Below are 14,191 nucleotides of genomic sequence, written 5' to 3'. Positions count from 1 at the left end.
CTGCTTTGCGGAGCAGCCTTGAAACCCAACGAGGTGTATGTGGAAATTCAGTTATTGAGCAAGCATGGGTTGAGTCTGCGGCGGATCGCCGCCGAGGTGGGATGCGCGGTAAACACGGTGCGGCGGCACTTGGCGCTGGAGGCGGTGCCGAAATATGAACGCAAGGTCAAACGGGTGACGAAGCTGGCGGCGCACGAAGCTTACCTGCGCGAGCGGCAGACGGCAGCGCAACCGAACTGGATACCGGCCAGTGTCTTGCACCGGGAGATCGTCGAGCGCGGCTACCAGGGCGGCCTGAGCCAGCTGCGTGCGTTCATGCGCTCGTTGCGGCCGGCGTTGCCGGTCGAGCCGGAAGTGCGCTTCGAGACGGCAATGGGCGAGCAGTTGCAGGTCGACTGGGTCGAGTTCCGCAAAGGCAGCGCACCGCTGCACGCGTTCTGCGCCACGATGGGTTACAGCCGCGCCAGCTACGTCGAGTTCGTCAGCGACATGAAGGTGGCCACGCTGATCAGTTGCCACGAGCGCGCCTTTGCCGCGTTCGGCGGCGTGCCGCGCAAGGTCCTGTACGACAACATGAAGACGGTTGTGATCGAGCGCGACGTGTACGGCGACGGCCAGCACCGCTACCACGCCGGCTTCCTCGACTTTGCCAAGCACAGCGGCTTCATCATCAAGCTGTGCCAGCCATATCGGGCCAAGACCAAGGGCAAGGTCGAGCGCTTCAACGGCTACCTGCGTCGGTCGTTTTACGTGCCGCTGGCGAGCCGCCTTGGCCAGAGCGGTTTGCAGCTCGACGTCGTCACCGCCAACGCCGAAGTGGCGCGCTGGCTGCGCGAGGTGGCCAACGAGCGGGTACACGGCACGACACAGGAGAAACCGGCCACGCGGATGGCGGCCGAAGTGCCGCACCTGCAAGCGCTCGCGCCACCATGGCGCGGTGACGTGGCCGCCGCGCGACCGCAGTCAGAGGTGCCGGAAGCGTCCGTGCCGCGCCCGGCTATCGTGGTGGAACGGATCGCCGAAGCGGCGCCGGCACAACACCCGTTGGCGGTCTATGAACAACTGCTGATGACCGTCAGGGAAGGAGTGGCGGCATGAATCTGCAACATGAACGGATCGCCCAGATGTGCGACGCGCTCAAGCTGCCTTTCGTGGCGCAGGGTTACGGCGCGGCGGCCCAGCAGGCGGCGAAGGACGGGACAGCCTACAGCGACTTTCTGGAGGGGCTGCTGCGGGAGGAAATGGCGGGGCGGACGGTGCGCAAGCAAAGCATGATGACGCGCCTGGCAGGCTTCCCGGCCATCAAGACACTGGAGCAGTTCAACTATGACTTTGCCAAGGGCGTCAAGCGCAGCCAGGTCGAGGAACTGGCCGGGCTGGGTTTCATCGAGCGTAACGAGAACGTGGTGCTGGTCGGCCCCAGTGGCGTCGGCAAAACCCACCTGGCAATGGCGTTGGGCTATAAGGCAACGCAGGCCGGCATCAAGACGCGCTTCATGACAGCCTCCGACTTGCTGCTGACGCTGACGACGGCGCACGCGCAAAATAGTTTGAAGACGGTGATGCACCGGGCCATCAAGACGTATCGGCTGCTCATCATCGACGAAATCGGCTACCTGCCGATGAACCGCGAACAGGCCAATTTGTTCTTCCAGGTGATCGCGGCGTTGTACGAAAAAGGCAGTCTGATCGTGACGAGTAACCTGCCGTTCGGGCAGTGGGACGCCACCTTCGCGCAGGACGCCACGTTGACGGCGGCGCTGCTGGACCGCTTGCTGCACCACGCGCACATCGTGCCCATCGCCGGCGAGAGCTACCGCCTCAAGCATCAGCGGCAGGCGGGAATCGTGCAAGGCATTAGGGACGACAAGGCCGCTTGAGCGGATGAAGAAAAGCGTGAAAAGCCAGCGCGAGCTGGTGACGGAGGTGTATCAGTTTTAAATCGCTGCGGGCGCCAAAACTGTATCAGTTTTCAATCGCTGTTGACAGCAGCTTCCTCAGTGACGCAATCAACGTTGTTGCAGTGGGTAGGCCTGGCGCCGGCAAAAGCCATTTCGCCTGTGCGTTGGGGCACGCCCTGATCGAGCTCGGGCATCCAGTCCTCTTCACTCCAACTGCAACATTGGTCCAGCGTCTACTGGCGGCCAAGCGCGATCTGCGCCTGCCCCAGGAACTCGCCAAGCTGGACCGTTTCGATTGCCTCATCCTCGACGACATCGGCTACGTGCAGCACGATCGCGATGAAATGGAAGTGCTGTTCACGCTGTTAGCCGAGCGCTACGAGCGCAAAAGCATGATCATCACGACGAACCTGGTGTTTTCTGAGTGGGACAGGATCTTCAAGGACCCCATGACCACGATGGCGGCCATCGACCGCGTCGTGCATCACAGCGTCGTGCTCGATCTGATGAATGTGGACAGCTATCGGGCTACGGCAGCAAAACGATCAAAATCGGCAGCCGCAGCGACAGCGGTGGCAGCCTAAAGGGCGGCAATTCTAATTGACGCCACCGGAAAATCTAATTGACGCCAGACACTGGCATAAAATCTGAAAGTTCGATGAAAATTGTTTTTTATCGCCTGCGCGAGTCCGGGCAAATCGAACAGACTCCAAAGATCCAAGGTCGGAGGCCGTCTTGGCGGAGGCCGCAATAGGGGATAGTCCAGATTCCTGCTAGCTGTCGTCGACAGTAGGGGCGTCCCGCTGCTGAATCCCAAATCCAAGCAGGGACTTGGTGGTTAGGATCGACCGCCGCGAGAATCTCTTGGCAAGAGCCTGCACACCAAGGAAAGTATTAGTCCATCGATTTTCCTGATGAGCTTGGCGGCGACGGTCGACGCCAACGTGGCAGGGTGTAGAAGGAGCTAAATGCAGAGACCACGATCTTCTTGCTCGGGTCTCTTACCTTGTGAGCGGCATCTATAGCGGCCGAACGAGGCAATTCATCATTGACTGAATCTGCCGCGTCTGTTGGAGGAATAGAGCGCTGGTTGGCTCTATATTGCCGACGACTCACTGGCCGGGGCAATATTCTCGGCCGAGATTTCGGCAGGCACCTCGACGTCATCTTGCACTTGTTCAAAAACGGTTAAAAAGACGCCGCCTTTGGCGATTTTTTGTCGATCACGTGCAAGCGAAATATCTCCATCCGCAATAGATGACCGACGGATGTATCCCACCGCCTTTCCGTCCTCAGTTACGATTTCTTTCCACTCATTCGGTTTGGACGAGTTCAATGGTATGCCGCGTTCAAGGGCTTGAAGCAGGGCTGTCGTGCCTCTTAGCTCTTCAAATAGCGCGCGTGCTCCCTGACTGATGTTATCAATTGCAAGCTCCCCCAGCGCGGACACCAACGCATCACACGCTGACTCGGTAAGCGCCAATCGTTCTTCCATCTTCGAATCTTTCTTGCCTCGGCCGACAAAGCAAACCCCCCCGTCTTCCAGTGCTGGAATGTGGAGCAATTTGAGAGCGTTATCCAACGTTGGATAAAATGCTTCGACACGAAATACGAACGTTGCCGGCATGGGGGCCGCAAGGCCGACGCGTCCCAAATTCGACAACAGGCGCTGTTGCAGTTCGACGGCGTGCGACTCGCGGATGCGTGCGACAGTTGCAAGTCTCGCGCTGGCGAAGAGCGTCGAGATCTCATCTTGCGACCAAGCCAGAATGTGTTTCATATCCCATTTGATCCAGGAGACGGAGCCATCTGGCATCTCGACAACTGGGGTCTTTAGACCTTCGTCACCATAGGTCCATGACTCTCGCGTCAGCGGTCGCAGGGTTCCTACAAGCAAGAGAATTCGTTTGGCGCCGCTTCGCTGGAGATCACAAGCGGGTGTCAGCGCGGCAAGCACTGTGTCGGTGTTTAATTCGTCGACAAGACTTGGTGCTTTGGGGTCAGGATTTCCTAAAACTCGACAGAGGTCGCCAAAAGCCACTGCGCTCGACAGAGCTCCGGGCAACCTCAGTCGTGCTCGGTTTTGAAATAGCGACCTGTGAATCAAATCTTGAAGTTCGGGAGCCCCGGGCACATACGGCGGAGGATATGACTCGCCCGTCAATGTATTTAGCGCGACTGCCGCGTCAATGATGGACGCTTCTCTTTCGATTTCGTGTTGCAAGACCTTGTCGAAGATATCAACGAGATAGCTCCCGGTGGGCTCGCCCTCCGCCGAGAGGAGTAATTCGTAAATCTGAGCAAGATCGGCCAACCGCAACGTGCGAATGAGCGCGGTCGTTCGATCGCGCGCGCCTGTCAGTCCTGTTTCCCAAGCATGGACAAACGATGCGAGCTTCTTAGATTCTTCATAATGAGTCGCCAGACGTCTGAGAATTCGCTCCAATTTGGCGGGATCTGAAATATCGTCTTTACTGAGTATCCTGAAATTGCTTTCGAATAGTTGGGCGCGATCTCGAAACTCTTTTCGTTTCTCCAGCAACGCGTTGCTCCGTGACATGAGGACGATAAGAGGAGGTGCCGATTTCTTTGCTTCGACGATCTTGGCGACGCCATCGACAGATATGTTCATGTCTCCTTCCCGTTGCGCGGCGCTGAGGAAAAGATCAACGAAGATGAGCTGTGCGCCTGCTGCGGCTGCTTGGAAGTTTCTACCGGATCTCGCGCAAACGAGCCCGACACTCTCGAGAAATGTGATCAGTGGCGCAAGTAGGCGCCTATCGATTGCCTTCTCAGCGTCGTAACGATCGAATAGTTCGTGAACTGCCGGACTGACCAACTGATCCTTGCATTGCCACAGCAAGGATACAAAGGCGGGGTCGAACCTGAGGGTGTCAGCCCGCGCGGTCTCATATGGTTGATACATTGACGCCAATTTCGCGCGGTCGTCAACATGCAGGTCATCAAAAAGCCGAGTCCACTCTTCTGACTCAATGACCAGATCATCAGGAATTGGCACGTCGTCAAAGGCATCGTCCACTACTAGCGCATGAGATATGCCCATCGCCTGCAAAAGTTCTGAAATGGTCATCGGATCACAATGCTTTCTGGAAGTTCCAACACAAATCTATGTAATCGCCCGGAGTCATCAGGTGGGTCAGTAAGTTCCAGCGTTCCTCCTAGTTGCTCTGCACATTCACGCGCGATGAACAGGCCCAAGCCACGTCGCTTGCTTTTCTCTTTCAACGAGAAGAAAGGCCGAAAAACTTTTTCTCTGTTTTCGGCCGCTATGCCAGGTCCATTGTCCTCATAGATTAAAGAAGGCGGCGATTGGGTCAGCAGGATGTTGATTCGCTTCTCGAAGTTCGAATTGCTCCCCTTCATTTCCAACCAGTATTTCGAGTTTGAGATGAGATTCTCCAAAATCTGAACCATCATGCCTTTGACGAGTCGAACTTGAACTGCTGATTCTGGTTTTTGGAAGCTGACCTTGATTCCGTGTCGTTCGAACTGGGCCTCGTGGCCTTCCAGCACCTCGTTCACCAGCCCATTTAGTGCAAAGGTTTCGGACGTTTGCCGTCCAGAGACGCTCATCGGATCCAAGATTCGAATCCTTTTCCCCAGACTCTTCATTTGAGAACGAAGCGACGCGAGCCTCGATTTAACATCGTCGGGCACGTCTCTTTTTTGCAGCGCTTCAATATTTTGCAAAGCATTTTCCGAAGCTCTCGCTAATTCGTGGGCAATCACTTCGACCATTAGGCCGACTCCTGCCATATGGATCATCTGGCGGCCCTCGGCTTCTACCTCTTCAATGCGCTGGCGCGCGCGCGCGGCAAAATCTGAGAATTCAAGAAGGACTTGTTGAAGATCCTCGACTTCTGGGCTCGGGGCGCTTCGGCGTAGTTTCGTGATCGCGGACTTGGCACGCTTGCTCAATAAATCCACTTCTGTTTTCGCTCCAGAAAGGTCTATTTTTTGTCCCTTGTATTGGCGCTCAACAGCCTTCATGAACCGGAACAATTGATCTTGTATCACGTATTGCAGGACTTCGATTAGCACCTGTTGTTCGGGGGTTTCTCGTAGCCCCTCCCGATTCGTTTGGTCGACCAACATCTGATTGGCGACCCGCGAAATCTTCACTCGGCCCACAAATTGTGTCTTGTTTAAGGAGTATCCTGAGCGTCTAAGCGCTTTTCGATCCAGCCCCAACCAATCATCCTCATCTTCGCCATAGGGAAACACTCGGAATCGGTCGCGGAACAACAAGATTCCCGACCATCTCTCTTGCAGATCTCGAACGACTTTTAGATCACCAAGCCCCTCTATGGCGGTAAGAATCCTACGGTTGAACCAATAGATTTCAAAAGTGAACGGTCCGACTGATAACAAAGCCGACTCTGGCTTTTCATGCGATGTCCCTACTAGGGCGGATACAAGGTCCGGCCCACTTATAGTGGCAACTTCACTCTCTTTGGGATGATCGAAGCCGAGTTTAGTGGCCACTAACTCGCAAGTGATCTGGGGATGGCCGTCAACAATAGAGTAGGAGCCAATTGCGGAAGCGTGCGCAGATGCGAGCAGTGCGCTATCCATCCATGGAATGTCCGCTCGGGCACCGTTCCAATAAACAGCGATACGCGGCCGATTTTTCTGATCTTCAAAAGGGTCACTTAACCTAGCGAAATCATAGTCCACCATTCGTCTTACACGAGCCTCTGTCCAGTCTTCCGTCAAGTTGCTGATAATGATGCTGGTCCCGGACCAGGTAGGAGCTTCCTTAGAGGGGCCTAGAGTTATTTTGACAGGAACGTCTGCGAGCATTGCGTCGACTTCCGCGAATTTGGCCCAGTCGATCACCAGAACGTTGAGACAAGCGTCATCTGCGCGCGCGGTTTCGACGCGAAGCTGATCCCCAAGACGCATAGCCGACAATCGTCCGATACCTTTTTCTCCGAGATAGGGTGTTGTCTTGTCTCCCCGAGCAAGTGCCTTGTCGACTTCCTTCTTGCGTGACGGTGTCCCGATAACCAGAAAGCTATTGGCAAGATCCGCTGCGGACATTCCGCAACCGGTATCGCCGACAACAATGCTATTGAGAAGATAAACTTGGTCAAGCGCCGTGGCTAGCTGAGAGCGGGAACCTTTTGAGTCATTGATTAATTTGCTCGCGCTCTTGAAAATTTCAGTGGGCGCGTCAGGACTGAGCGCGGCCAAAATTTCTTTGGCCGCGAGATCGGGCAATTTCTCTGCAACTTTTTTCCGAAGGAGCAGGTAGGAGTTGCGTCGAAGGACGATGTTAAACCGGATAGTTACCCCATCTCTTGTCGCTGCATCGAAACCATTCTTAATTAATTCATAGAAGGCAATGATGTCGGAACTGATCAATTCAGAGCCGAGTTCAAGAACTGTTCGAGCTGTTATTTTGAACGTCACTTCTTCGTCTCCTGCTTGGTAATCGGGGAACTACTTGTGACAGACCACGCATGCACCATTGCCTTCGTCCTCTCCGTAGATATCGTCGATGTCTTCTAAGATTTCGACAGGGCGCAGAGGATTAACTGGCCGATTGGCCAGATCTCGCTGCTTGCGACGCTCGAAGTCAGTGACGATTTGGATGACGCGGGCAGGCTTCTCCAGCTCATCCAAAGCTTCGCCTTGAGTCCAGGTGAATGGTGAGCCGTGCTCCAATGCGTTCTTCTCGTATAGCTTGGCCTCTTCAAAGGCTTCGGGGTGGCGTTCTTTGAGACGCACCCACTCGATCTTTTGCTGGAAAAAACAGAAGGTGCATCCGCTGCGAGAGCGCCAGTCATAATATTTCGGAACGCCGACGCCGGACGATTCCAAAATATCCATCACTCCCTTTTTGTCGATTCCGCCTTCGCGGAAAGGAAGGCGGACTTTCAAGTTCTCATGCTTCGACGTGTAGCCTTCGCGATATTCTTCGTCGGCGCGGATCGCTACGTAACTTGTGACCGTGTCTCCAGCGGCCAGCATAGGCCGAATCCATTGCTCAAACGGCGCTAGTTTCAATTGCCTGGTGCACCAGCGTGTTTGGGCTGAAGGCAGAAAATGCTTGTATTCGCGAAGCCAGAAATCAAAGTCGCGGCGCGGGTTCAGCCTGGCGATTGGCTTGCCAAGAAAACCCTCAAGGCGCCCTAAGAATTCATAGACCTCCGGCAGCTCTTTGCCGGTGTCGGTGAAAAAGTATTCGACGTCGAGCTCAGGATAGTTCTGGCGAACGAAAACCGCCAAGGCGGCGCTGTCCTTGCCGCCAGATATTCCGAGAACATGTTTTTCAGCCATGGGACTTCTCCGTTTTTGCATCGTCTTCAAGGGTCAAGCGCATGCCAGCTTTCGCCAGCGCGGCGAGCAAAATTTCCGTGCTATGCCCCTCTGCCAGAAGAGTGGTCGCCAATCTCTCAGCCATAGACTCGACGGCCTCGCGATGCCGGTCTGGAATCGAGAAGGATCGCGAGACGGTGCGGGTTTGAGCGCCGGCGCCAATGACTACGGCGAATGCTTCGCTAGTTGGCGCGCGGCCTTTGACCGATGCAAATGCTTCGGCCTGTCGGAATCGAAGAGAAGCTTGGGCGATGTCCAAAAGCGCGTGATCGATGTCACGGTCGTTCCAATCGCGCGGGGGCTTGTTGGCGGCAAGGCTCAAAATGCCTTCAATGCTCTCTTTGCTCCCATCGTGTTTAGCCAACCGCGCGGCAAAAGCATCTTGGCGCAGGTCGCCTGTTACGCCATTCAAAACCTCAGCCCTGGCGCGTAGCCGGTCTAATTTATCGGCAGGCGCATCCAAGGCTTCTAGCATCGAATCATTGATGCGCTCAAGCAAACCGTCATATGCGCGCGCGATCTCTGCGATGGGGCTTCGAAGCGCCTCTACATAGGACTTGTCGCTATTCTTTTCAAGAAGCGCGGCTAGATCAATGAACAGCACCTTGTGCGGATCGTTGGCTTTTAGGAGCGTGTCGCGCACAGAACGAGCGATGTCGCTGATGGTATGGGTGCGCTGACTCCATGCTGGCAGCGCGAAGACCATCGCGACAAGTCCACGCGCCGCTTCCAATGGGTCGCTAGTATTCGCGGACGCTCCAACTTCGGCAAGAATGTCGGATATCCCTGCAAGGATGCTGGTTTTCTCTTGGTCGATCAAAATCCAACGCATGGAAAAACGCGATGAGTCTTGAAGATATTCATCAATGTCAGCATCCGTGACGCGCGGTATGAACATGCCCTCTTTATACAACGCGAGGTTGCCTTTGTGGGCAAGCAAAAACGCGGTGAGGAGCACGGGCATGACACCTTTGCGAACGCCAAATAGAGGCTCGGCCCACAACTCGTAAAGCTCAGAAATCTTCACTCTCGTGTTCGCGTCAGTGAAGCGGGCGCGCGTCGCGTTCCAAAGGGGGGCAAAAGTAGGGGCGTGTTGATCGTCTGGCGGCAAGAAGCGCCATGCTCCGTTGCCATCCTGTCGATGCAAGCCAGTTGCTCGGAGCAAGGTCTCATAGAGGCCTCGTTCGGCTGGATATCCCGAAACACCTAGATTCTCTTCCGCTTCATGGTCGAGCATGGAATAGAGCAGGTCCCTGCGAGCTTTGACGCTATTGCTCGAAGGGCTGTCTCGATTCAAGAGTTCGCTCCACAGTTCCGGGGCGTCCGGGAAAATGACATCAGCCAAATTGGATGCAATGGGGGACAGGCGCCCGCTTGTTTCTAGCTCCTCCTCGCCAGCAATCCATCGGGCATTGATCACAGCTTCGCGCAGTTGCTCTTCCAGATTGGCGCGCACCGACGAAACGCGCGCCTGCACCTCGCGGCGCGCGACAGGATCGCCGATGAGCTCGTGACGCGATTGGACAATTTGAAGCGCGAGAAGCTCGGAGCCGAGATCTTCAATTTTGGCGTGGTTGCGCGGAATCCCAATGACAACCGGCCAAGGCCCAACTCTCGAATACTCATGGCACTTCCGCATGGCTGCCTTGTTGCTCATGTTCGAGCCAGGCAGCGTCAGAAGGAACAAGCCGAAGTCGCCATTGTGCGGTTTGAATTTTGTGGCGATGCGTTGGGCATCTTCCAAACGGCAAAGCGCCATATTCATCCATCGCATCGTGCCCGTTTCGTGGTAGTGGCGCTTTGCGATGACCGGATAGAGATTGGTGAGGCTTTCAATCAAAGAAAAATCGACGCCGGCCATGCCGCCTCGGGCTTGCGAAATGGCGCTCTCGATATCGAAATCGCTGCCTTCGAAGACCGACCAAGCTCCGATGTGCTTTTTGAATAGGATCACCCGCCAATTGGATAACTGTTCTAGCGCGGCTTCCACCTGCTCTATGGTATGGCCGTAGAAAAGTGTTTTGAGAACGGTCGCCTCTGCCGCAAGTCCTGAACCATTGCGGAACAGGTCGATCACAGCAATGTTCTTGATGAGCTCCACGTGCAATGTGTCGGTGGTTTTTGCCTCGGCGCGCTCGACAGCTTCGACTGCCTGAGCCCAGCGATGTCCATCCGGGGACGAGAGGATGGCCGGCTCCAAATTGGCGCGCAAATAGTCCCAATAATCGCTAGGACGATACCAGGAGGATTGTAGCTGCGGCGTGGACTCCAGATAGGAGCGGAAGCCAGACGGCTCCACCGATGCCAAAAAGCCGAACGTGCTTCGTTCGTTCTGTCCAAATTGGCGTTTGGAAATTGGGCCAAGCAGAGCGGCCATGGTCGGATGCAATGGCCAGCAAGCGTATAAGCTTTTCGAGAAGCCACTTCCAACAGTCGGGCGTCGAGCGCGGATGGAGTCTGCGATCTCGACGGATGCAGGCATCATCCATGCAGGCGTGACCTCTGCATGGATGGCGCGCCCAATCAATTCCACAACCTCGTCGCTAGCGGCGACCAATGGGATGTCAGAATACCGGCCTTGTACCTTGACCCAGTCGTCGCGAGTTCCAATGCCAAGCCGACCCGCATATTGGGAGAACGATTGGTGGAGGATGCCAATCACAACAACCTTGCCAGATGTCCGGGCTGCGGCTTCCGCAAGCTCTTGGAAGAAATAGACGTCGTCCCCCAGGCCTAGCGCGGAGGCTTCGAGGAACTTGCCCATTTCATCGATGATGATGAGGACGCCGTCGTTCTTTTTGGACTCGGCAGCTTCGCAGATATCGGAGATGAGCGACGATGGATTTGTCTTGCGCCCATCGTGGCTAAATCCCTGCGCATGGCGAAGGCCTTTTGCGAGCTCAGACACGACGCTCGCTCGTTTGCCAACGATAGGAATGGTCAGCCAACCCTTGCGATGCGGCAGGGCCTGATCAAATGAAGGGATGTCATCCAGCTTCAACACTTCGCGGGCCTTCTCGCGCAAAGGCTTGTCTGAACCAAGCGCGCTTGCGAATGCAACCGCTAGCGACGACTTGCCGCCGCCGAAAGGTCCTGTCCATGTGAAGGCGCGCTGATTGCTCTCGAGCAGTTGCTTGGTCATGCTGCTTAAAACGCCTGTGGCCGTTCCGTGGCAGATGTATCCGTTCAATGCATCGGGGCGGCCGAGATCGATGTCGATGCGTATCGAGCGTTGGTAGTGACGGGATACATGCACGATGTCCGAGAGTTTGATGATTGGCTCGTTAGGCATAAGCTCTCTCGATCATGAGTTCGCTGAGGTTTTCAGTTTTGTTGATGTCCCGGTGAACTTGCCTCAGGCCCGCAGTGTCGGTCCAAGTAAGCGCGCCATTGGTGAGGTCATGGAGTGAGAGAAGACGCTCCGCGATTGAGTCCTCATCGAGTTTGAAGACGCGGCCGGGGGAGCCTTCGCCAAATGCGATCGCTTCAAAAGCAAGCGAGCTAAGCCCGGGCGCGGCCGTCTCCCAAAAGTCCAAGAGGGCATATGCGAACATTCCATCATGCAGCGTGGCCTTGGGGCCGCGTCGGAAGGCGAAGTGACCTTTCCGCTCCTCGAATATCAGCCCCAATTCGCCAAGCATAGGTTCGGCATAGTCCTCAGGCGAGCCACCTATGGACCGGGGAGCATAGCCGCGCAAGCACGTTTCGATATCGCGTGACAGGGTGGCCGGCGAGAGCTTGCGATTGGCGTCCAAGCTTCGGGCATATTCCGCCAATGGGACTTCGAGGTCCTCACGCGAGAAGGTTGGAGTGGTCACATGGTTGAAAAGCCACTTCCAAGTGGTCGCCCGATTGCCTTTCCCCGCGAGCCACCAATGCGCATACCAAGCGGTGGTCGGGTTTTCAGAATAGGGATCTAAGCCGCCGTCTTTCAAAATTGAGTTGGCTGCGTCGGTGACCCTGTAAGCGCCACTCGGGGCGCCTTCTTCAGTCATCACGTTGCAGGCCAAAGCCCAATGGCGAATTGATGCGACCATGTTTTTTCCGACACCGAAGTCGGCGATCGCATTGTCGTCGGTGAACGTTGATTTTAGAATGATGCCTTGCGACTTCGCTTGGTCGAAGGCTTTTTTAAGCCACATTTGACGAAGCGGGAAAGTCTCGTGCCCTGAGAAGTGCGCCGTAACGCCTTCGGATACTGTATTTTTCTTCATGGTTTCAATTATAACTGGAGACATCCGCCAGTGGCTCAGTTTCGCCCTTTGGTGGACTTAATAAACTGGAGACTCTCGCCAGTGGGCTGTCGCGATGGCAAATATGATGTGCAGACGTCTGCACAAATCTCATGATTTGCCACGACCCAAGGGCATGCAGAACAGTCTGTTGTGTTCCAAGTGCAATATTGGCCTTGTATCGATACTGTGTAAATATACAGTATTGTGGAGTTTTCGTGAAATTCTCTGTGGTATTGGCCATGGGCATTGCTCTTCGGTTCGGATCGACAAGAGCCGCGCGAGGGGCCTCGGCGCCACAGTGATTGACCGCCGACTTATTATTCAGTCTTGAATGTGAGTGCGAGGCCCAATCGGCACCATCGGTTTGTCTTGCCCAAGAAGTGGCGTTCTATTTCAAGATGCTGTTAGCTGTGAACGCTGATTAATCCCGCGATGCCGCGAACGACCGTGTCCGCCACAGAATCCGAATTGACTCATGGCCGCAAGCTCATTGACGTTCGGTGTGAAGGACTCTGGCAAGCCATGCATGCGCACTTGTATGCATTGAGTGCACGGAACGTTTGAATCGCCACGAGTTCACTAGACGCTCGCGAGCCGTTCAAAATGCTCGCCACGGCGCCTCGGTACTCGGTGAATGGATGCAGTGCAACTTGCTCAGTGTGATCCCGTTTTTTATTCGGCTGAGTGCATTACTGGTGCCGAGGAAGGGCGAATGCAACAAATCGAGAGATTTTCCAAATGAGAAATATTTTACAATAAGGAAAATATTGCAGCAGTGAAAGGTGGCGTCAGTGACAGATAAGCATGCGTACGACACGAATAAGGATGTGCGTGATTTCACGAAATGGGTATCGAAGCACGCGGCCACGCTGCCCATCAGCTTGAACTACCGGTCTTCGTGGGCCGTACCCGGCGGCCTGCATCGGGAGGTGATCGGCCTGCCGGGCGCGCTTGCGAACTATGTCTGGACGAGCGAAGGAAACACTACTGGGGATTGGGCCGGGACGGCCAGGCTGTTGTCGCAATTTCGTCTCGACTTAAATGCCGCCATCACCGCCAAGGATGACGACGCCGCCTTTAATGTCTGCGCGGCGATCATTGTGTGGGGTGGCGACCGCAATCCGCTGGTTGGCGCAATGCCTTTTCTGCGTGAGCTCGCCCGCAAAAAACAGTTGGTCGCCTATCTCGCCAGCACCCGTAAGGACTTTAAACTCGATACCGCCACGCTGGCGGGCGAGCTGAGCGTGCTCAAGATGAACTCCATGCTGACCAAGGTACACGCGCTGGCATCCGGCGACGGCTTGCCGATTTACGATTCGCGCGTGGCGGCAGCAATCGCCGCGCTGGTGGAAATGTGGCGCCGCACCGCTAACGAGAGCGCCGGGGCATTGCCCGATTTGCTGTCCTTCCCTGCCACCCTGGGCACGCGTACTGTGCGCCATTTGTACGACAACGCCATGACGCCCGGCTTGCTGAACTACGGCAAACCCAGCGAGGCGCGCACGGCGCGCCGCTGGAGCGAAGCCAAAATCCGTCTTGGCTGGCTGATGCAGGGCATCCTCGCCCTGGAGCCGAAGATGTTCGCCGACGCCGCTGCCACGGACATCGAGCGCATGCGTGCATTGGAAGCCAGTCTGTTCATGGTCGGCTACGACGTGGGCTGCCTGCAGCCATTGCCGTGATCGCGGTCTCCCTCATTATCGAAAGCCG

9 protein-coding genes are annotated in these 14,191 nt (G+C 55.7%); 4 read left to right on the top strand and 5 right to left on the bottom strand.

Translation table 11 applies throughout. The features are described 5' to 3' along the window. Positions 1-18: 18 nt before the first annotated feature. Genes istA through AC1RMD_RS10295 form a run of 3 tightly spaced genes read left to right on the top strand, consistent with a single transcriptional unit; the run spans position 19 to position 2,485 of the window. Positions 19-1,098, top strand: a complete 1,080-nt coding sequence (gene istA, locus AC1RMD_RS10305) for an IS21 family transposase (protein WP_492926251.1) — start codon at positions 19-21, stop codon at positions 1,096-1,098. Then, the gene (gene istB, locus AC1RMD_RS10300; protein WP_492926249.1) at positions 1,095-1,880 is read left to right on the top strand and encodes an IS21-like element helper ATPase IstB; all 786 of its coding nucleotides are present in this window, start codon (positions 1,095-1,097) and stop codon (positions 1,878-1,880) included. The genes istA and istB overlap by 4 nt, the downstream gene beginning before the upstream one ends. A gap of 50 nt (positions 1,881-1,930) precedes the next feature. After that, entirely contained in the window at positions 1,931-2,485 is a 555-nt protein-coding gene (locus AC1RMD_RS10295) for an ATP-binding protein (RefSeq protein ID WP_492926376.1), read from the top strand. A 512-nt stretch (positions 2,486-2,997) separates the two neighbouring features. Here the strand turns inward: AC1RMD_RS10295 and AC1RMD_RS10290 are convergent. Genes AC1RMD_RS10290 through AC1RMD_RS10270 form a run of 5 tightly spaced genes read right to left on the bottom strand, consistent with a single transcriptional unit; the run spans position 2,998 to position 12,460 of the window. Beyond that, on the bottom strand, positions 2,998-4,992 hold the full coding sequence (locus AC1RMD_RS10290) for a hypothetical protein (protein WP_492926247.1): 1,995 nt from the start codon (positions 4,990-4,992) through the stop codon (positions 2,998-3,000). After that, the gene (locus AC1RMD_RS10285; protein ID WP_492926245.1) at positions 4,989-7,337 is read right to left on the bottom strand and encodes a sensor histidine kinase; all 2,349 of its coding nucleotides are present in this window, start codon (positions 7,335-7,337) and stop codon (positions 4,989-4,991) included. Before AC1RMD_RS10285 ends, AC1RMD_RS10290 begins: the two co-directional genes overlap by 4 nt. A 30-nt stretch (positions 7,338-7,367) precedes the next feature. Then, entirely contained in the window at positions 7,368-8,207 is an 840-nt protein-coding gene (locus tag AC1RMD_RS10280) for a phosphoadenosine phosphosulfate reductase domain-containing protein (protein WP_492926243.1), read from the bottom strand. Then, positions 8,200-11,538: an ATP-binding protein gene (locus AC1RMD_RS10275; RefSeq protein ID WP_492926241.1), complete on the bottom strand. Its 3,339-nt coding sequence runs from the start codon at positions 11,536-11,538 to the stop codon at positions 8,200-8,202. The genes AC1RMD_RS10280 and AC1RMD_RS10275 overlap by 8 nt, the downstream gene beginning before the upstream one ends. Then, positions 11,531-12,460: a DUF4007 family protein gene (locus tag AC1RMD_RS10270; protein WP_492926239.1), complete on the bottom strand. Its 930-nt coding sequence runs from the start codon at positions 12,458-12,460 to the stop codon at positions 11,531-11,533. The genes AC1RMD_RS10275 and AC1RMD_RS10270 overlap by 8 nt, the downstream gene beginning before the upstream one ends. 812 nt (positions 12,461-13,272) lie before the next feature. Between AC1RMD_RS10270 and AC1RMD_RS10265 the strand changes: the two genes are divergently transcribed. Then, a complete protein-coding gene (locus AC1RMD_RS10265; protein WP_492926237.1) occupies positions 13,273-14,163 on the top strand; it encodes a hypothetical protein in 891 nt (296 codons plus the stop codon). The last annotated feature ends 28 nt before the right edge of the window (positions 14,164-14,191 follow it).

The organism is Duganella sp. GW822-FHT06D06 (genome assembly GCF_058799615.1).
Note: the sequence above shows the minus strand (reverse complement) of the source record. Positions and strands in the feature narration are given on the sequence as shown.

Excerpts from the sequence above, each read along its gene's own strand:
- AC1RMD_RS10280 (WP_492926243.1), bottom strand. The coding sequence starts at position 8,207 with ATGGCTGAAAAACATGTTCTCGGAATATCTGGCGGCAAGGACAGCGCC.
- AC1RMD_RS10275 (WP_492926241.1), bottom strand. The coding sequence starts at position 11,538 with ATGCCTAACGAGCCAATCATCAAACTCTCGGACATCGTGCATGTATCC.
- istB (WP_492926249.1), top strand. The coding sequence starts at position 1,095 with ATGAATCTGCAACATGAACGGATCGCCCAGATGTGCGACGCGCTCAAG.
- AC1RMD_RS10290 (WP_492926247.1), bottom strand. The coding sequence starts at position 4,992 with ATGACCATTTCAGAACTTTTGCAGGCGATGGGCATATCTCATGCGCTA.
- AC1RMD_RS10270 (WP_492926239.1), bottom strand. The coding sequence starts at position 12,460 with ATGAAGAAAAATACAGTATCCGAAGGCGTTACGGCGCACTTCTCAGGG.